The organism is Sphingomonas sp. R1 (assembly GCF_025960285.1).
Classification (GTDB): domain Bacteria; phylum Pseudomonadota; class Alphaproteobacteria; order Sphingomonadales; family Sphingomonadaceae; genus Sphingomonas.
The window spans coordinates 1,977,662-1,993,953 of record NZ_CP110111.1; the positions used below are offsets into that span (position 1 = coordinate 1,977,662).

Consider the following 16,292-nt stretch of genomic DNA (forward strand, 5'->3'; position numbering starts at 1 on the left):
GCTCTAGAGGAGCCCCTCCGGCCTCGATCACTTGGGTATGGCGCCGTAGCGCCGAGGGAGGGGACTTCGTGACCAACCGCTTCACATCATCTCTGCAGACGACTTCGTTCAACGCCCTGCTGCGCGCCGGCGCATCGGTGGCAACGTTGTCACTGCTCGCGGCGCCGGGGATGGCGCTGGCGCAGACCGCTGCCGCCGCCCCGCAGGGCAGCGAGGCCGCCACGCAGGACGCAGCCCCTGCCGAGGCGACCGGACAGGAAATCGTCGTCACCGGCATCCGCGCCTCGCTGCAGAGCGCGCGCAACCGCAAGCGCGACGCCGAACAGGTCGTCGACTCGATCACCGCGCAGGACATCGGCGCCCTTCCCGACCGCTCGGTTTCGGAAGCGCTGCAGCGCGTGCCGGGCGTGACGCTCCAGCGCACCAACGAAAACCGCGATCCTGCCCGCCTGTCCTCCGAAGGCGGCGGCGTGTTCATTCGCGGCCTCTCCTGGGTCCGCTCGGAACTCAACGGCCGCGACGTCTTCTCGGCGAACAACGGCCGCGGGCTGTCGTTCGAGGACGTGTCGTCCGACCTGCTCGTCGGCGTCGACGTGTTCAAGAACCCCTCGGCCGAGCTGGTCGAAGGCGGCATCGGCGGCATCGTCAACTTGCGCACGCGCAAGCCGTTCGACGCGCCTGGCTATGTCTTCGCGCTGTCGGGCGACGCCAACTATGCCGATCTGCGCAAGAAGACCTACTGGTCGGGCAACGCGCTCGCCAGCGGCCGCTGGAACACCCCGCTCGGCGAGATGGGCCTGCTGCTCAGCTACTCGATCAACAATATCGGCAACCGCACCGACAGCATCACCGCCGGTCGCTATGACCGCGGCACGCTGACCAAGGCGCAGGACGGCCTCGCCGCGGGCACCAACGTCTACATCCCCGCCGGCATGGGCTTCCGCCGCATCGACTGGCAGCAGAAGCGCACCGCATTCGACGGCTCGTTCCAGTGGAAGCCGAGCGACACGCTGACGCTGACCCTGGAAGCACTGATCTCCAAGGCGACGCCGCACGACATCGAATATGCGGTGGGCGACTATGACACGCCCTCGTCGGACAATTCGAGCTACAAGTTCGGGCCGAACCGCGAGCTGCAGTCCGGCGTGATTCAGAACCGCAACCTCAATCTCGACACGCGCGCCGGCAGCCAGGACAAGAAGACTCAGGACTTCTCGGGCAACCTGCGCTGGGTGCCGAACGAGAACTGGGCGGTCAGCGCCGATCTGCAGTACATCAAGTCCACCGCGAAGGTGTACAGCATGACGGCGTTCACCGGCGCCAACATCCCGACCACGATCGCGTTCGACTTCAGCGGCGACGATCCGTCGATGACGATGACGCCGACCAACAGCAGCCAGTCGCTCACCAACAAGAATCTCTACTGGTGGGCCGCCGCGATGGATCACATCGAGGACAACGAGGCCGACGAGTGGGCGACGCGCGCCGACGTCGAATATACCTTCACCGACAGCGATTTCCTGAAGTCGATCCGTGTCGGCGGCCGCTATACCGATCGCGCCGCCACCACCCGCCAGAGCACCTACAACTGGGGCCTGCTCTCGGCGCAGTATTGGCAGCCCGGCAGTGCGGTGTTCCTGAATCAGACCGGCTGGCCGAGCCTGCCACAGAATCCGGACCTGCCGAACCAGACGCAGCTGGTGAACTACAACAACTTCTTCCGTGGCAAGCTGCCCTCGCCGGGCGCGGGCTTCTGGTTCCCCTCGGCCAATCTCGTTCAGAACGGCACGGCTTATGCCAACAGCTATCTGAAGAGCACGCTGTCGAACGGCTGGGGCTGGTCGCCGCTGAGCGACGATTACAGCAAGAACCCGGGCGGCATCAACGACCAGACCGAGAAGACCATCGCGGGCTATGGGCTGGTCCGCTTCGGCATGGACCAGAGCCCGCTCGGCCATTTCGACGGTAACATCGGCGTTCGCGTGATCCGTACCGAAAACGGGGCGACCGGCACGCCGATCACCGTCGGCGCGCCGACCTCGTCGCCGGGCCTGTGCGTCGTCGGCACGCCGATCACCACCGGTCCGCGTGCGGGCCAGACGGTGAACGCGACCGACTGCGCCAACTATACCGCGGCGTTCAAGTTCGCCGGGGGCACGATCACCCAGCCGACCACGGGCAACGGCTCCTATACGGACGTGCTGCCCAGCCTGAACCTGCGCTTCTTCCTGAAGGACAATCTCCAGCTCCGCCTCGCCGCAGCCAAGGCGATTGTCCGGCCGACCTTCGCGCAGCTCAACCCCTATGTCTCGCTGAGCTACAGCTTCGATTCGGTCACCGGCATCGGCACCGGCGTCGGCGCCAACGGTGCGCTGACCCCGTTCGTCGGCAGCGCGGGCAATCCGAACCTGAAGCCGACCCGCTCGAATCAGTTCGACGTCAGCCTCGAATATTATTTCGGGCGTTCGAACAGCCTGACCTTCGCCGGCTTCTACAAGGACATCTCGAACTACATCTTCGCCGGCACGACCAAGCAGACCTTCACCGCGAACGGCCAGACCCTGACCTTCGACGTGACGCAGCAGACCAACGGTTCGAGCGGCAAGATCAAGGGCTTCGAGATCGGCTACACGCAGTTCTTCGACATGCTTCCCGGCGCGCTGGGCGGCCTGGGCTTCAGCGGCAACTACACGTTCGTCGACTCGTCGGGCGGCAAGAACACCGCGGTCAACGTGTTCGATTCGACCCAGGTGAACAATTCGGGCCTCACCCTGCCGCTCGAGGGCCTGTCGAAATATTCGTACAACGCGGCCCTGGTGTACGAGAAGTACGGCATCTCGGCGCGTGCGGCATACAACTGGCGCTCGCACTATCTGCTCACCACCTCGGCGGCGAACATCAACTACCCCGTCTGGTCGGAAAGCTACGGGCAGCTCGACGCGTCGATCCTCTATTCGCTCAACAAGCACATCAAGATCGGCGTGCAGGGCTACAACCTGCTCAACTCGCGCACCTTCCTCGATGTGGGCGATCCCAATCTGAAGCCGCGCTACGGCTGGACCGACACGGATCGGCGCTTCGCCTTCCTGTTCCGCTCGGTCTTCTAACCCTCCTCCTCCTCGGCCCCCGGTACCCATGGTACCGGGGGCGCATTTTATCGGCCGCCGATTCCGCCTAAGGCTCGACGGGGTCGAACGGCAGAACGGGAACTCGGCGCAGTGGCGCAACACCTCATCATCGCAGGCGGTGGCAGTGCCGGATGGATGGCAGCCGCCCTGTTCGCCAGGCTGCGGCCCGCGCCCGACACCCGCATCACGCTCGTGGAATCCGATGCCATCGGCACTATCGGCGTCGGCGAGGCCACCGTGCCGATCCTCCAGGAGTTCAACCGCCTGCTCGGCCTGCACGAACCCGAGTTTGTCGCGGCAACACAGGGCAGCTTCAAGCTGGGGATCGAGTTTGTCGACTGGGGGCAGATCGGCAATCGCCATTTCCACGGCTTCGGCGACCATGGCGCGCCGATCGAGGGCATTTCCCCCCATCATCACTGGCACCGGCTCCGCACCGCAGGCCGCCTCGGCGATCCGATCGATCGCTGGTCGATGCCTGCACTCGCCGCCGCACAGGACCGGTTCGCGCCGCCCGAGGCGCTGCGCGGCGAGGCGGCGGAGTATCGCTATGCCTATCATTTCGACGCGGGCCTCTATGCGGCATTGCTGCGCGACTATGCCGAAGCCCGCGGTGTCACCCGCATCGAGGGCCGCATTCTCGACGTCGTCCGCGACGGCGAGAGCGGCGATCTGCGCGCGCTGCTGCTGGAAGGCGAGCGCCGCGTGGACGGCGACGTGTTTCTCGACTGCACCGGCTTTGCCAGCCAGTTGCTCGGCCAGCATCTCGGCACCGACTTCGTCGACTGGTCGCATTGGCTGCCCGCCGATCGCGCACTTGCGCTGGGCTGTACCCGCGCGGGGCGCTTCACGCCCTTCACCCGATCGACCGCGCATGCCGCAGGCTGGCAGTGGCGGATCCCGCTCCAGCACCGCACCGGCAACGGCCTGGTCTATAGCAGCGCGCACCTGTCCGACGACGAGGCTGCCGCGCTGCTCCAGGCCAATCTCGACGGCGAGGCGATCGGGGCGCCGCGCCAGCTGCGCTTCACCACCGGCCGGCGCGCGCGCTTCTGGGCGCACAATGTGATCGGCATCGGCCTTGCCGCAGGCTTTATGGAGCCGCTGGAATCGACCAGCCTGCAACTGGTCCAGACCGGCCTTGCCCGGCTGGCCGAACTGCTCCCGGCCGGGCCCGCCGACCCGGCGATCGTCGCCGAGTATAATCGTGAGACGATCGGCGAATATGAACGCATCCGCGATTTCCTGATCGCACATTACTGTATCAGCCAGCGCCCCGAGCCCTTCTGGCGCGACATGGCCGCAATGACGCTCCCCGACACCCTCGCCCACAAGCTGGCGCTGTGGGATGCGATGGGGCGGGTACCGATGCTCGATCTGGAATCGCACCAGGAGCCGAGCTGGGTCGCGGTCCTGCTCGGGCAGCAGCGTGTGCCCCGTGGTCATGATCCTGCCGCGGATCGCCTGCCGCTCGACAGCCTCGCGACACGCTTCGCGCAGCGCGAGGCGACCCTCGCGACCGCGACCCGCCGGCTGCCGCAGCACGACTATTTCGTCGCGCGCACCTGCCAAGCGGCGGCCGCATGAACGCGCCGCTGTCCCGCGTGGTGATCGCCGGCGGCGGCAGCGCCGGCTGGATGGCCGCCGCGGCGCTTTCCCAGGCGCTGGCCGGCACGGGGATCACCGTCGCCCTCGTCGAGTCCGAGGAGATCGGCACGGTCGGCGTGGGCGAGGCGACGATCCCGCCGATCCACGGCTTCAACCAGATGATCGGCGTCGACGAGACCGCGTTCGTGAAAGCGACACGCGGCACCTTCAAGCTGGGCATCGAGTTCGTCGACTGGTGGCGGCAGGGAGACCGCTACTTCCACCCGTTCGGGCGCTATGGCGACGATTTCGGGCTGGTGCCGTTTCACCAGCAATGGCTGGCCGCGCGCGCCGAAGGCGACACCACCCCGCTCGGCACCTATTCGCTGTCGACGCTCGCCGCGATGAACGGCCGCTTCGGCCTGCCCCAGGGCGGCGGCAACAGCGTCTTCGCCACCTATGGCTATGCCTATCATTTCGATGCGGGCCTATACGCCGCCTATCTGCGCCAGCTTTCGGAAGCGCGTGGCGTGGTCCGCCACGAGGGCAAGATCGCCGCGATCCACCGCGACGAGGCGACCGGCCATGTCTCCGCCGTCCAGCTGGACGACGGCCGCCGGATCGAGGGCGAGCTGTTCCTCGACTGCACCGGCTTTCGCGGGCTGCTGATCGGCGAGGCGATGGGCGTCGCCTATCAGGACTGGTCGCACTGGCTGCCGTGCAACCGCGCGATCGCCGTACCGACCGAAACGGCGGGGCCGCCGCTTCCCTATACCCGCAGCACCGCGCGCGATGCCGGCTGGCAGTGGCGGATCCCGCTGCAGCACCGCATCGGCAACGGCCATGTCTTCTGCGACGGCTTCACCAGCGCCGACGAAGCCGAGGCGCTGCTCCTCGCCAATCTGGATGCAGCGCCGATCGGCGACCCGCGCCACCTGCGCTTCACCACCGGCCGGCGCGAGACCCCCTGGGCGGGCAATGTCGTCGCGGTCGGGCTGTCCTCGGGCTTCCTGGAGCCGCTGGAGTCGACCAGCCTGCACCTCATTCAGAGCGCGATCACCCTGCTGCTGCAATGGTTTCCCGATCGCAGCTTCGATCCCGCCGTGCGCGCCGAATATAACCGGCTCGCCACCCGCGAATGGGACACGATCCGCGACTTCCTGATCCTCCACTATATCGCCACCGAGCGCGACGACACGCCCTTCTGGCGCCACTGCCGCGCGATTACCCCGCCCGACACGCTCACCGAGAAGATGGCGCTGTTCGCCCGCACCGGGCGGCTGCTGGCGCGCGACGGTGATCTGTTCATGGACGCGAGCTGGCTGGCGGTGCTGATGGGCCAGGGCGTGGTGCCGCAAGCGCACGACGCGCTCGCCGCCGGCATCCCGCCGGGGCATCGCCGGAAGATCCTGGGCGCGATGCGCAAGGTGATCGCCGACACGGCCACGCAGCTGCCGCCGCACGAAGCGACGATCGCCCGGCAGTTCCGGGCGGGATAGCGGAGCACCCCGGCTACGGGCAGGAGGAGTAGCCGCACCGCACAAACCATCGTCATCCCCGCGAAGGCGCGGATCCATTGGCGCTGCGGCCGGAATTCTTCCCCTGCGCCCTGGCAAATGGATTCCCGCCTTCGCGGGAATGACGATGCCGGGGGGAGTTCTTCCGCTACGCCTCCGCCTTGACCCGCGATTTGCGGCTGCGGACCGGCCGCGCGACCGACAGGCTCGGCACCACCGGCGCCTCCGTCCGGTCGAACCAGCCCAGCGCGGACGAGATCGCCTGCGCGGTCGTCTTCAACATCTCCAGCGCCTCGTCCTGCGCGACGTGCGGCGCATCGTCGATCGCAGCGAGAAACGGGATGGTCAGCGCGGCGACGACATGCCCGTCGAAGCCATAGACCGGGCAGCTCATGTCCGACACCCCGGCCATCCGTGCGCTGGGAATCGATTCATGCCCCTGCGCCCGCACCGCCTCCAGCCGCGCGCCCAGCCCCTTGGGCAGCCCGCGCGGATACAGCGCCTTGCGCCGTTCGTCCTCCATCGCCGCCAGCAGCACATGGCCCGAGCAGCTGGTGAGCAAGTCGATATTGGTGCCCAGCCGCACCGAGAACCCCGTCTGGCCGGGACTTTCCTGCCGCGCGACGATCAGGCCGCGCGTGCCGGTCGCCACCACCAGGTGGCAGGACTGCTGGGTCGCCGCCGCGAGGCTGTGCATCAGCGGCGTCGCGACATGGGTGAGTTCCTGCGCCGGCGTCGCGCGATGCGCGATCTCGAGCAGCCGGTAGGTCACCCGGTAGCGGTCGCTCGCGGCATCCTTGTGCAGCCAGCCGCGTCGATCGAGCACCACGATGATGCGGAACAGCTCGCTGATCGAGCGACCCAGCCGCTGCGCGATCTCGCTGATCGTCAGGCCCTGTGGCGCGTCGCTCAGCAGTTCGACGACCTCGATGCCCTTTTCGAGCGCGGGGGCCGCATAATTCGGTTGCCGCTCCTCGGAAGCGGCCGATCCTCTCTCTGTCATGGTCCCGAGCCTATCGTGCGCCTCGCACGTTGTCATGCCAATCTGGATCCAATTCGTTAAAATTGGTCTTAGGGGTATTGAAATGAAAGTTACTTTGACAGATGAAAGTGACATAGAAGAAGGGGAGGCTATGCGCTTCGACAACAAGACCGTGCTGGTGACCGCCGCTGCTCATGGCATCGGCCGTGCGACCGCACTTCGCCTGCGCGATGAAGGTGCGCGCGTGTTCGCCCTCGACCGCGATGCCGCCGCGCTGGCCACGATGGAGGGGGTGGAGCCGGTGACGCTCGATCTGCTCGATGCCGCCGCGATCGCCGCGCTGCCGGCGCAGATCGGCGCGATCGACGCGCTCGCCAACATCGCCGGCTTCGTGGCCGCAGGCTCGATCCTCGACGGCAGCGACGACGACTGGATGCTGTCCTTCGACCTCAACGTGCACGCCATGCACCGCATGATCCGTGCCTTCCTGCCGGGCATGCTGGCGCGCGGCGGCGGTGCCATCGTCAATATGTCGTCCATCGCCTCGAGCGTGAAGGGCATCCCCAACCGCCACGCTTATGGCGCCTCCAAGGCGGCGGTGATTGGTCTGACAAAGGCGGTCGCGGCAGACTTCGTCGCGCGGGGCATCCGCTGCAACGCGGTGTGCCCCGGCACCGTCGATACCCCCAGCCTGCGCCAGCGCGTCGCCGACCAGGCCGGCGCACAGGGCATCAGCGTCGAGGAGGCACATGCCGCCTTTGTCGCCCGCCAGCCGATGGGTCGGCTGGGCCGCGAGGAAGAGATCGCCGCGCTGGTCTGCTATCTCGCCAGCGACGAGGCTGCCTTCACCACCGGCGCGGTCCATGTGATCGACGGCGGCTGGGTCAACTAAGGGACATGATGAACGCGCTTTCCAACGGCGTCACCGCCGCCCCTGCCCTCGCTGCGAAGATCACCGGCCTGCGCACGGTCGACCTGCGCTTCCCGACCAGCACGGCGCTCGACGGCTCGGACGCGATGAACCCGGACCCCGATTATTCGGCGGCCTATGTCATCCTCGAAACCGACGTGCCGGGGCTCGAAGGCCATGGCCTCACCTTCACCATCGGCCGCGGCAACGACATCTGCGTCGCGGCGATCGAGGCGATGCGGCACCTGGTGATCGGCCTCGACCTCGCCTGGATCGCCGAGGAGCCCGCGCGCATGTGGCGGCACCTCACCGGCGACAGCCAGCTGCGCTGGATCGGTCCGGACAAGGGCGCGATGCATCTGGCGACGGGCGCGGTGGTCAACGCGATCTGGGACCTCTGGGCCAAGGCCGAGGGCAAGCCGGTGTGGCGGCTGGTGGCGGACATGACGCCCGAACAGCTCGTCCGCGCGATCGACTTCCGCTACCTTACCGACGCGATCACGCCCGAGCAGGCGCTTGCCCTGCTCACGGAGCGCGCGGCGGGTAAAGCGGACCGCGTCGCCACGCTCGAGGCGAAGGGCTACCCCTGCTACACCACCTCCGCCGGCTGGCTCGGCTATCCCGACGAGAAGCTGCGCCGCCTCGCGCAGGAAGCGGTCGATGCCGGCTTCGACCATATCAAGCTCAAGGTCGGCCGCGATCTTGAGGACGATATCCGGCGCGTCACCATCGCCCGCGAGGTGCTGGGGCCCGACCGCAAGCTGATGATCGACGCTAACCAGGTGTGGGAAGTCGGCCAGGCGATCGAGTGGGTCAACGCACTCGCCTTCGCCAAGCCCTGGTTCATCGAGGAGCCGACCAGCCCCGACGACGTGCTCGGCCACAAGGCGATCCGCGATCGGATAGGCGAGGTGCAGGTCGCCACCGGCGAGATGTGCCAGAACCGCATCCTGTTCAAGCAGTTCATGGCGGTGGGCGCGGTCGACGTGATCCAGCTCGACGCCTGCCGCATCGGCGGCGTGAACGAGGCGCTGGCGGTGCTGCTGCTCGCCGCGCGCTACGGCCTCCCGGTGTGCCCGCATGCCGGCGGCGTGGGGCTGTGCGAGTACGTCCAGCACCTGTCGATGATCGACTATCTGTGCTTCGCGGGCACGATGGACGGGCGGGTGATCGAATATGTCGACCATCTGCACGAGCATTTCCTGGAGCCCTGCGTGATCCGGGATGCGGCGTACATGCCGCCGACGCGCCCAGGCTATTCGATCGAGATGAAGCCGGAAACGCTGGACGCCTATCGCTTCCGCAAATGAAGATGGGGCTCCGTTCGCGGGGCCCCTGCTGCATCTGGACCCCGCCCCCGATCAAGCCCAACAAGGGCATCGGACCCCAAGGAGAGGATTTATGGCCCGTACGGCCGCCCGACGTTACACCCCTGCCATCCTCCTCACGGTGTCGCTGTTCTTCCTGTGGGGGATGGCGAACAACCTCAACGACATCCTGATCGCGCATTTCCGCCGCGCCTTCACGCTGAGCGATTTCGAGACCAGCTTCGTCCAGCAGGCCTTCTACATGGGCTATTTCCTGCTCGCGACGCCGGCGGCGATGCTCGCGCGGCGGCGGGGGTATAAGACCGCGATCGTGACGGGGCTCACCCTGTACGCGATCGGCGCGCTGCTCTTCTATCCCGCGACGCATTTCGGGGAATATCGGTGGTTCCTCGCTGCACTGTTCGTGATCGCCTGCGGCCTTGCCTTTCTGGAAACCTCGGCCAGCCCGCTGATCGCCGAGCTGGGCAGCCCCGAAACCGCCGCGCGCAGGCTCAACTTCGCGCAGGCAGCCAACCCGCTCGGGACGATTTTCGGGGTCCTGGTAGGGAAGTATTTCATTCTCTCCAGCTTCGCGCAGGACGATAAGGCACTCGCCGCGATGTCCGCCGCCGAGCGGACCGCGACGCTGCGCGGCGAGCTTGCCTCGGTGCAGACCCCCTATCTGGTGATCGGCCTCGTCGTGCTCGCCTTCGCGATCGCCGCCGCGCTGATCGCCTTCCCGGACAACCGCAAGGACGGCGACGCGCCCGCGGTGCCGACGGGCAAGGCGCTCGGCACCGTGCTGCGCGACCGGACGCTGCTGTTCGCGGTGGTGGCGCAGTTCTTCTATGTCGGGGCGCAGGTGGGGTTGTGGAGCTACACGATCCGCTACGCGCAGGTGAACCTGCCCGGCCTCACCGAGCAGGGCGCGGCCGACTATCTGTTCGCCAGCCTGGTACTGTTCGGCATCGGCCGCTTCGTCGGCGCGGCGATGCTCGGCAAGGTGAAGGCGCCGCAGCTGCTGGTGCTGTTTGCCGGGCTCTCGGCGGCGCTGGCGGCGGTGGCGGTGTTCGTCGGGGGCACGACCGGGCTCTATGCGCTGGTCGCGGCGAGCTTCTTCATGTCGATCCAGTTCCCGACGATCTTCGCGATCGGCATCGGAGGCCTGGGCTCGCTCAAGCAGATCGGCGCCTCGCTGATCGTGATGGCGATCATCGGCGGCGCGGTGCTGACCGCGGCGATGGGGCATGTGTCCGACCTGGCCGGGATCAACCTGGCGCTGCTGGTACCGGCGGTGGCTTTCCTGGTGGTGCTGGGCTTCGGCGTGCGCGCAACGGGGACGGCGGGGGATGTGGAGTTGGTGACGGCGGGGCATTGAGGCGCTGATCAGATCCTCCGCCGGAGGGGGAGGGGGACCGCCGCCGAAGGCGGTGGTGGAGGGGTGTCCCGGCTGGAAGCGGAGGTCTCCGTCCCCACCGTCGACACCCTCCGTCAGCCCTTCGGGCTGCCACCTCCCCTTACAGGGGAGGATGCTTGGAATGTCTTCTATGTCGCAATATGCGAAGCCTGATCTTCGTGCTGAATGCTGTCGAGATAGTCTTCGATGTCCAAAATCAACTGCGTGGCACCCCGCAGGTTCGCTGAGAAGCGAAGCGTCTCGCCCGCTTAAAATACCAAACGATAGTCCTCAGAGATCTCGCTCCTTCGCACGGATACCAGTTCGGAGATAAAGAACAGCCGTTCCTTGCCCGTCCAGCTTCGTACCAGGATCATACTCCCCTTCCACTTCACGCACCTCCCGTACGCGATCCAGACAGGGTAAGCTCCAGCAATTGCAAATCCTATCAGTACCAACAGCGCGTAGAAATTTTGCTCCTGCGCGTCGGGTTGCATCGGATCCGACGTTATCAGGGCCGACCCTGCGAACACGACGAACGACCCACAGCCGAACAACATGAAGTAGATCAAGAAGCCTGGCTTAAGCTGCTTCCACCCGCTTTCATCGCGCTGGACGCGCACCCGCACGTGCTGCGCAATCATGGTCGCGAGGCCTACTGCCGCGCCTACGATCAGGACTCTCGCCAAGACGCTCATTGCCCTCGCCCCTCACCCCACCAGCACCACATGCAGAAACCGCGGCCCATGCGCCCCGCGGACATAGGTGCCTTCGATGTCGGTCGTGCCGCTGACGCCGGTTACCCAATAGTGCGCACGCGGCGCCGCCCCGCCCGGCACCGCGTCCTCCAGCCAGCGGACCAGGCCGGCGACCTCCAGCAGGACGATATGGCGCAGCGCCAGGAAGTTGGGCAGCATCGGCGCTTCCGGCGCGGTCTCGAACACCAGCGAGCCGGTCTCCGCCACTCCGGCGCGGGCGAAGGCCAGCACCGTGCCGTCGTCGATCGGGCAGTCCGCCAGCCGGGTCAGCCCGGCCCAGTCGAGTCCCGCCACCCGAGCGTCGGGCGGCAGCCAGAGCGCCGGTTCCGCGCCCTCGGCGGCGAGGTACGCCGCTACCGCCCCCGGCAGTTCCGCCAGCGACCCGATCCGCGCATGCGTCGCCGCTACGCTCGGCTGGCCAAGCTGCGTCAAGAAGCGCGCCACCAGATCCTCCGGCCCCGCCGGCCGTTCGCGCTCCTCGCCCGTGAGCAGCGCCGCCGCCTCGGCTGCCAGATCCGCCGCCGCCCGCGCCGGCCCCAGCCGCGCCAGGATCGCGTCGCGCGCGCTCATCGTTCGCCCTTTCGGTAGCGGTCCATGAAGCTTTCCGCCGCCGGAGCGGGAAAGTCGCGTCCGCCGGTCCAGCCGCCGGCCAGCGGCAGCTTCGCGATCCAGCCGCGCCCGGCCAGCCGCATCGCCCGGATCGCCCAGCGCACGCCCGCGCGGTACAGCCAGGGCCGGCGCGCCGCCCAGGCCCAGAGCCCCAGCCCCGAGCGTAGCGTCACCGGCTCCAGCCCCTCGCGCCAGCTCTTCTCGCGCCAGCCGCGCAGCAAGGTCGGCAAGGGGATGGCGACCGGGCACACCTCCTGGCACTTGCCGTTCATCGTGCACGCGCCCGGCAGGTCGCGGCTCGCCGCCAGCCCGTCGAGCGCGGGGGTCAGCACCGATCCCATCGGCCCCGGATAGGTGCCGCCATAAGCATGGCCGCCGATCTGGCGGAACACCACGCAGTGGTTCATGCACGCGCCGCAGCGGATGCAGCGGAGCATCTCCGCCAGCCCTTCGTCGCGCATCGCGCTGCGGCCATTGTCGACCAGCACGATGTGCATCTCCTCGGGCCCGTCGCGGTCCCCTGCCCGCTTCGGCCCGGCATAGAAGGTAGTATATTGCGTCAGCGCCGCGCCGGTCGCCGAGCGGGCGAGCAGCCGCAGCAGATGCACCGCTTGGTCCATCGACGGGACCAGCTTCTCGATCCCGGCGGTGACGATATGCACGCGCGGCGGCACCAGCGAGAGCTCGGCATTGCCTTCGTTGGTGACGGTGCAAACCTGCCCCGTATCCGCGATCAGGAAATTGGCGCCCGAGATGCCGACATCGGCGCCCAGCATCTCGCCCCGCAGCTGCCGCCGGGCGCTCGCCGCCATCGCGACGATGCTTTCCTCGACATGCGGATCGCGGTGGCGGGCGCGGAACAGTTCGGAGACCTGCTCGCGCGTCTTGTGCATCGCCGGCCAGATGATGTGCGAGGGCCGCTCGCCGGCGAGCTGGATGATGTGTTCGGCCAGATCGGTCTCGACGCGGCCGATCCCCGCTGCCTCCAGCGCGTGCGGCAGGCCGATCTCCTCGCCGAGCATCGACTTGGAGCGGGCGACGCTCTTCGCCCCCGCCTTGCGACAGAGGTCGACGACGATGGCACAGGCCTCGTCGGCGGTGGCGGCCCAATGGACCGTCGCGCCGGCCGCCGTCGCCGCCGCCTCGAACTGGACGAGATAGGATCCCAGGTTGGCGATCACATGGTCCTTGATCGCCGCCGCCCGCTCGCGCGCCGCGGCGAAGCTGGGCCAGGCGCCGATCGCGGCACCCCGCTTGGCCTCGGCGGTGCCGGCGGTGCGCTCGACCGCGATCTTGAGCTGGCGGTCGGCCAGCGCGGCATCGACCCGCGCGTCGAACGCCCGGCTCATTGCGCTTCGCCGATCGCCGGGCCGTCGGCCATGCCGGCCAGCACCTCGATGGCGTGGAAGGCGCGCACGTGCCCTCCGCGCCGGTGGAGCTTGCCCGCCATGTTCATCAGGCAGCCGAGATCGCCCGCGAGCAGCAGCCCCGCGCCGGTCGCCTCCACCGCCGCCGCCTTCTCGTCGGCGATCGCGTTGGAGATGGCCGGGTATTTCACGCAGAACGTGCCGCCGAAGCCGCAGCACGTCTCCTCCCCCGCCAGCGGCACCAGATCGAGCCCTTCGACCGCGCCGAGCAGCCGGCGCGGCTGTGCCTTGATGCCCAGTTCGCGCAGCCCCGAGCAGCTGTCGTGGTAGGTCGCCGTCGCGGGCAGTGCCACGCCCTCGGGCCGCCAGCCGCGGGCGTCGAGCCAGGCGAGGATCTCCCAGGTCTTGCCGGCTACCGCTTCGGCGCGCGCGGCCCATGCGGGATCGTCGGCGAGCAGCTCGGGATAATGGCAGCGGATCGTCCCCGCGCAGCTCCCCGAAGGGACGACGATCGCCTCAAAGGCCTCCAGCATCGCCACGTTGCGCCGGGCGAAATCGGTCGCGGTCGCGCGGTCGCCCGAATTGAGCGCCGGCTGGCCGCAGCAGGTCTGCGCCTCGGGCACCACCACCGCGCAGCCTGCGTCGGCCAGCGCGCGCAGCGCCGCAAAGCCCACCCGGGGCCGCATCGCATCGACCAGGCAAGTGACGAACAGCGCGACGCGGGTCGAGGAATCCTGGCTCATGGCGTTTCCATTTGCATATTCTGGGAGTGCTTTCCAGAAACTGCGCTTATTGCCCCTTGGCAGCGTCCGCCTGCATGTCCGCCACCTCGCGCCGCAGCATCCCCAGCATCAGCGCCGCGGCGCGATCGGTATCCTCGGCGGGGCTGAGGAAGCGATGCTGCATCAGGCCCAGCGCCGTCGCGGTGATCACGTCGGCAAGCGCGCAGCGTCGCTCGGCGAAGGCCGCGCCGGGGATCAGCGCCGACAGGGCGGTCAGCATGGTGCTGCGCACCTCCTCGCGCGTTCCTTCAAAGATCGCCTTGATGCGTTCGTTGCGGGCGGTTTCGGCGACGATTTCGGCAAATAGCGGATCCGACTCGTCAGCTTCGGGACGCACGAAATCGGCAAGCCATTTCCAGACGAACTCGGGATCGCCGCTCTGGATCCCCGCACTGAGCGACTCGGGAGCGAGGAAATCCATGCAGTCCGCCTGCACGATTTCCGCGACAATCGCCTCTTTCGACGAAAAATCGCGATAAATTTGACCTACCGCAATGCCCGATTCCTTGGCGATCTGGGCCACGCCAGTGGCGTGAAAACCGTTCGCAATGAACAACCTGCGCGCTGCCGAGACGATTCTTTCGCGGCGCAACATGGCCTTTTCGCGGGGAGGAACTCCGCCTTCTTCCGTGGTTTCTGCCATCCAAGCCCCCTATAGAATCGTCTTGACCGAGTCACTCGCTTCGCAGTAGCGGCGAATGTGAGCGAACGTTCACTCACATATATCATAACGGCAGGCTGAAGCATGACTTTTCTCCGTCACACCGCGCCGGCACTCGCGCTTGTCCTCGCCGCCTGTGGTGGCCAGTCCCAGCAGCAGGGTGCCGCAGGCCCCGGCGGGGCCGGTGGCCAGCAGGCCGCACCGCCCCCGGTTTCCTATGTCGTCGTCCAGCAGCAGGCAGTGCCGCTCACCAGCGAACTGCCCGGCCGGCTGAGCCCCTATGAGAGCTCGGACGTGCGCCCGCAGGTCAACGGCATCATCCTCGAACGGCTGTTCACCGAAGGCGACATGGTGCGCCAGGGCCAGCCGCTCTACCGGATCGACGCCGCGCCATACCGCGCCGCCGTCGCCAGCGCGCGCGCCGCGCTTGCCCGCTCGCAGGCCGCGATCGCCTCCAGCGAGGCGCTGGCCCGCCGCTATGGCGAGCTGGCCAAGATCAACGCGATCTCGAAGCAGGACTATGAGAATGCGGTGACCAGCGCCGCCCAGGCCCGCGCCGACGTCGCGGCGCAGAAGGCCGCGCTCGCCACCGCCGAGATCGACCTCGCCCGCACCACCATCCGCGCGCCGATCGGCGGTCGCATCGGTCGTTCGGTATTCACCACCGGCGCGCTGGTCTCCGCCGCGCAGGCCAATGCGCTGACCACGATCCAGCGGCTGGACCCGATCTATGTCGACATCCAGCAGTCGAGCGCCGACGTGCTCAAGCTGCGCCAGGCGATCATGTCCGGCAAGGTTGCCCGGGACGGCAATGCCAAGGTCGCGCTGAAGCTGGAGGACGGCAACGACTATGGCCCGCAGGGCACGCTGCGCTTCGCCGACGTGACGGTGGACCAGACGACCGGCAGCCAGATCATCCGCGCGCTGTTCCCGAACCCCAACGGCCTGCTCCTGCCGGGCATGTTCGTGCGCGCGCACCTGATCGAGGGCACGCAGCAGAACGCGATGCTGGTGCCGCAGCGTGCGGTGAGCCGCGACGAGCGCGGCAACCCGATGGTGCTGGTGGTCGGCGCCGAGAACAAGATCGAGCCGCGGCCGATCCAGACCAGCCGCACCGCCGGCGACAACTGGATCGTCACCGGCGGCGTGAAGCCGGGCGACAAGGTAATCGTCGAGGGCGCGATGATGCTGCGCCCGGGCATGCCGGTCACCCCGCAGCCCTGGAACCCGAACGCCAAGCCCGCCCAGGGCCAGCCGGGTGCCGCCGCTCCCGCCCAAGGGAAGTAAC

General features: G+C 67.9%; 13 protein-coding genes. 7 read left to right on the forward strand and 6 right to left on the reverse strand.

What is annotated here, in order from left to right; all coding sequences use genetic code 11:
* Positions 1–68 precede the first annotated feature (68 nt).
* The 3 genes from OIM94_RS09655 (at position 69) to OIM94_RS09665 (ending at position 6,214) form a co-directional block, all read left to right on the forward strand.
* A complete protein-coding gene (locus OIM94_RS09655) occupies positions 69–3,107 on the forward strand; it encodes a TonB-dependent receptor (protein WP_264606525.1) in 3,039 nt (1,012 codons plus the stop codon).
* 111 nt (positions 3,108–3,218) lie between these two features.
* Complete coding sequence (locus OIM94_RS09660) at positions 3,219–4,715, forward strand: tryptophan halogenase family protein (protein WP_264606526.1); 1,497 nt, start codon at positions 3,219–3,221, stop codon at positions 4,713–4,715.
* Positions 4,712–6,214, forward strand: a complete 1,503-nt coding sequence (locus tag OIM94_RS09665; protein WP_264606527.1) for a tryptophan halogenase family protein — start codon at positions 4,712–4,714, stop codon at positions 6,212–6,214. Before OIM94_RS09660 ends, OIM94_RS09665 begins: the two co-directional genes overlap by 4 nt.
* Before the next feature lie 166 nt (positions 6,215–6,380).
* Here OIM94_RS09665 and OIM94_RS09670 read toward each other — a convergent pair whose 3' ends face one another.
* A complete protein-coding gene (locus OIM94_RS09670; RefSeq protein ID WP_264606528.1) occupies positions 6,381–7,235 on the reverse strand; it encodes an IclR family transcriptional regulator in 855 nt (284 codons plus the stop codon).
* Positions 7,236–7,365: 130 nt separating this feature from the next.
* On the opposite strand from OIM94_RS09670, the gene OIM94_RS09675 reads away from it, so the two are divergent.
* The 3 genes from OIM94_RS09675 to fucP all read left to right on the forward strand — a co-directional run bounded on the left by OIM94_RS09675 (position 7,366) and on the right by fucP (position 10,809).
* A complete protein-coding gene (locus OIM94_RS09675) occupies positions 7,366–8,106 on the forward strand; it encodes an SDR family oxidoreductase (protein ID WP_264606529.1) in 741 nt (246 codons plus the stop codon).
* 8 nt (positions 8,107–8,114) lie between these two features.
* Positions 8,115–9,434, forward strand: coding sequence for an L-fuconate dehydratase (locus OIM94_RS09680; RefSeq protein WP_264606530.1), 1,320 nt, complete (start codon positions 8,115–8,117; stop codon positions 9,432–9,434).
* A gap of 91 nt (positions 9,435–9,525) precedes the next feature.
* The gene (fucP, locus tag OIM94_RS09685; RefSeq protein ID WP_264606531.1) at positions 9,526–10,809 is read left to right on the forward strand and encodes an L-fucose:H+ symporter permease; all 1,284 of its coding nucleotides are present in this window, start codon (positions 9,526–9,528) and stop codon (positions 10,807–10,809) included.
* Between the two features lie 287 nt (positions 10,810–11,096).
* Here fucP and OIM94_RS09690 read toward each other — a convergent pair whose 3' ends face one another.
* From OIM94_RS09690 to OIM94_RS09710, 5 genes are read right to left on the reverse strand one after another with little or no spacing between them, the layout of a single operon-like run.
* Positions 11,097–11,525 (reverse strand): hypothetical protein, encoded by a 429-nt coding sequence (locus OIM94_RS09690; protein WP_264606532.1) that lies wholly within the window; start codon positions 11,523–11,525, stop codon positions 11,097–11,099.
* Between the two features lie 12 nt (positions 11,526–11,537).
* Positions 11,538–12,155, reverse strand: a complete 618-nt coding sequence (locus OIM94_RS09695; protein ID WP_264606533.1) for a LutC/YkgG family protein — start codon at positions 12,153–12,155, stop codon at positions 11,538–11,540.
* Positions 12,152–13,543: a lactate utilization protein B gene (locus tag OIM94_RS09700; protein ID WP_264606534.1), complete on the reverse strand. Its 1,392-nt coding sequence runs from the start codon at positions 13,541–13,543 to the stop codon at positions 12,152–12,154. Before OIM94_RS09700 ends, OIM94_RS09695 begins: the two co-directional genes overlap by 4 nt.
* Positions 13,540–14,304: a (Fe-S)-binding protein gene (locus tag OIM94_RS09705; RefSeq protein WP_264606535.1), complete on the reverse strand. Its 765-nt coding sequence runs from the start codon at positions 14,302–14,304 to the stop codon at positions 13,540–13,542. Before OIM94_RS09705 ends, OIM94_RS09700 begins: the two co-directional genes overlap by 4 nt.
* 46 nt (positions 14,305–14,350) lie before the next feature.
* Positions 14,351–14,986, reverse strand: a complete 636-nt coding sequence (locus tag OIM94_RS09710) for a TetR/AcrR family transcriptional regulator (RefSeq protein ID WP_264606536.1) — start codon at positions 14,984–14,986, stop codon at positions 14,351–14,353.
* A 102-nt stretch (positions 14,987–15,088) separates the two neighbouring features.
* On the opposite strand from OIM94_RS09710, the gene OIM94_RS09715 reads away from it, so the two are divergent.
* Complete coding sequence (locus OIM94_RS09715) at positions 15,089–16,291, forward strand: efflux RND transporter periplasmic adaptor subunit (protein WP_264606537.1); 1,203 nt, start codon at positions 15,089–15,091, stop codon at positions 16,289–16,291.
* The last annotated feature ends 1 nt before the right edge of the window (position 16,292 follow it).

Bases quoted from the DNA above. Each gene is read 5' to 3' on its own strand.
- OIM94_RS09665 (WP_264606527.1), top strand. From the start codon at position 4,712: ATGAACGCGCCGCTGTCCCGCGTGGTGATCGCCGGCGGCGGCAGCGCC.
- OIM94_RS09670 (WP_264606528.1), bottom strand. From the start codon at position 7,235: ATGACAGAGAGAGGATCGGCCGCTTCCGAGGAGCGGCAACCGAATTAT.
- OIM94_RS09675 (WP_264606529.1), top strand. From the start codon at position 7,366: ATGCGCTTCGACAACAAGACCGTGCTGGTGACCGCCGCTGCTCATGGC.
- OIM94_RS09680 (WP_264606530.1), top strand. From the start codon at position 8,115: ATGAACGCGCTTTCCAACGGCGTCACCGCCGCCCCTGCCCTCGCTGCG.
- fucP (WP_264606531.1), top strand. From the start codon at position 9,526: ATGGCCCGTACGGCCGCCCGACGTTACACCCCTGCCATCCTCCTCACG.
- OIM94_RS09690 (WP_264606532.1), bottom strand. From the start codon at position 11,525: ATGAGCGTCTTGGCGAGAGTCCTGATCGTAGGCGCGGCAGTAGGCCTC.
- OIM94_RS09695 (WP_264606533.1), bottom strand. From the start codon at position 12,155: ATGAGCGCGCGCGACGCGATCCTGGCGCGGCTGGGGCCGGCGCGGGCG.
- OIM94_RS09700 (WP_264606534.1), bottom strand. From the start codon at position 13,543: ATGAGCCGGGCGTTCGACGCGCGGGTCGATGCCGCGCTGGCCGACCGC.
- OIM94_RS09705 (WP_264606535.1), bottom strand. From the start codon at position 14,304: ATGAGCCAGGATTCCTCGACCCGCGTCGCGCTGTTCGTCACTTGCCTG.
- OIM94_RS09710 (WP_264606536.1), bottom strand. From the start codon at position 14,986: ATGGCAGAAACCACGGAAGAAGGCGGAGTTCCTCCCCGCGAAAAGGCC.
- OIM94_RS09715 (WP_264606537.1), top strand. From the start codon at position 15,089: ATGACTTTTCTCCGTCACACCGCGCCGGCACTCGCGCTTGTCCTCGCC.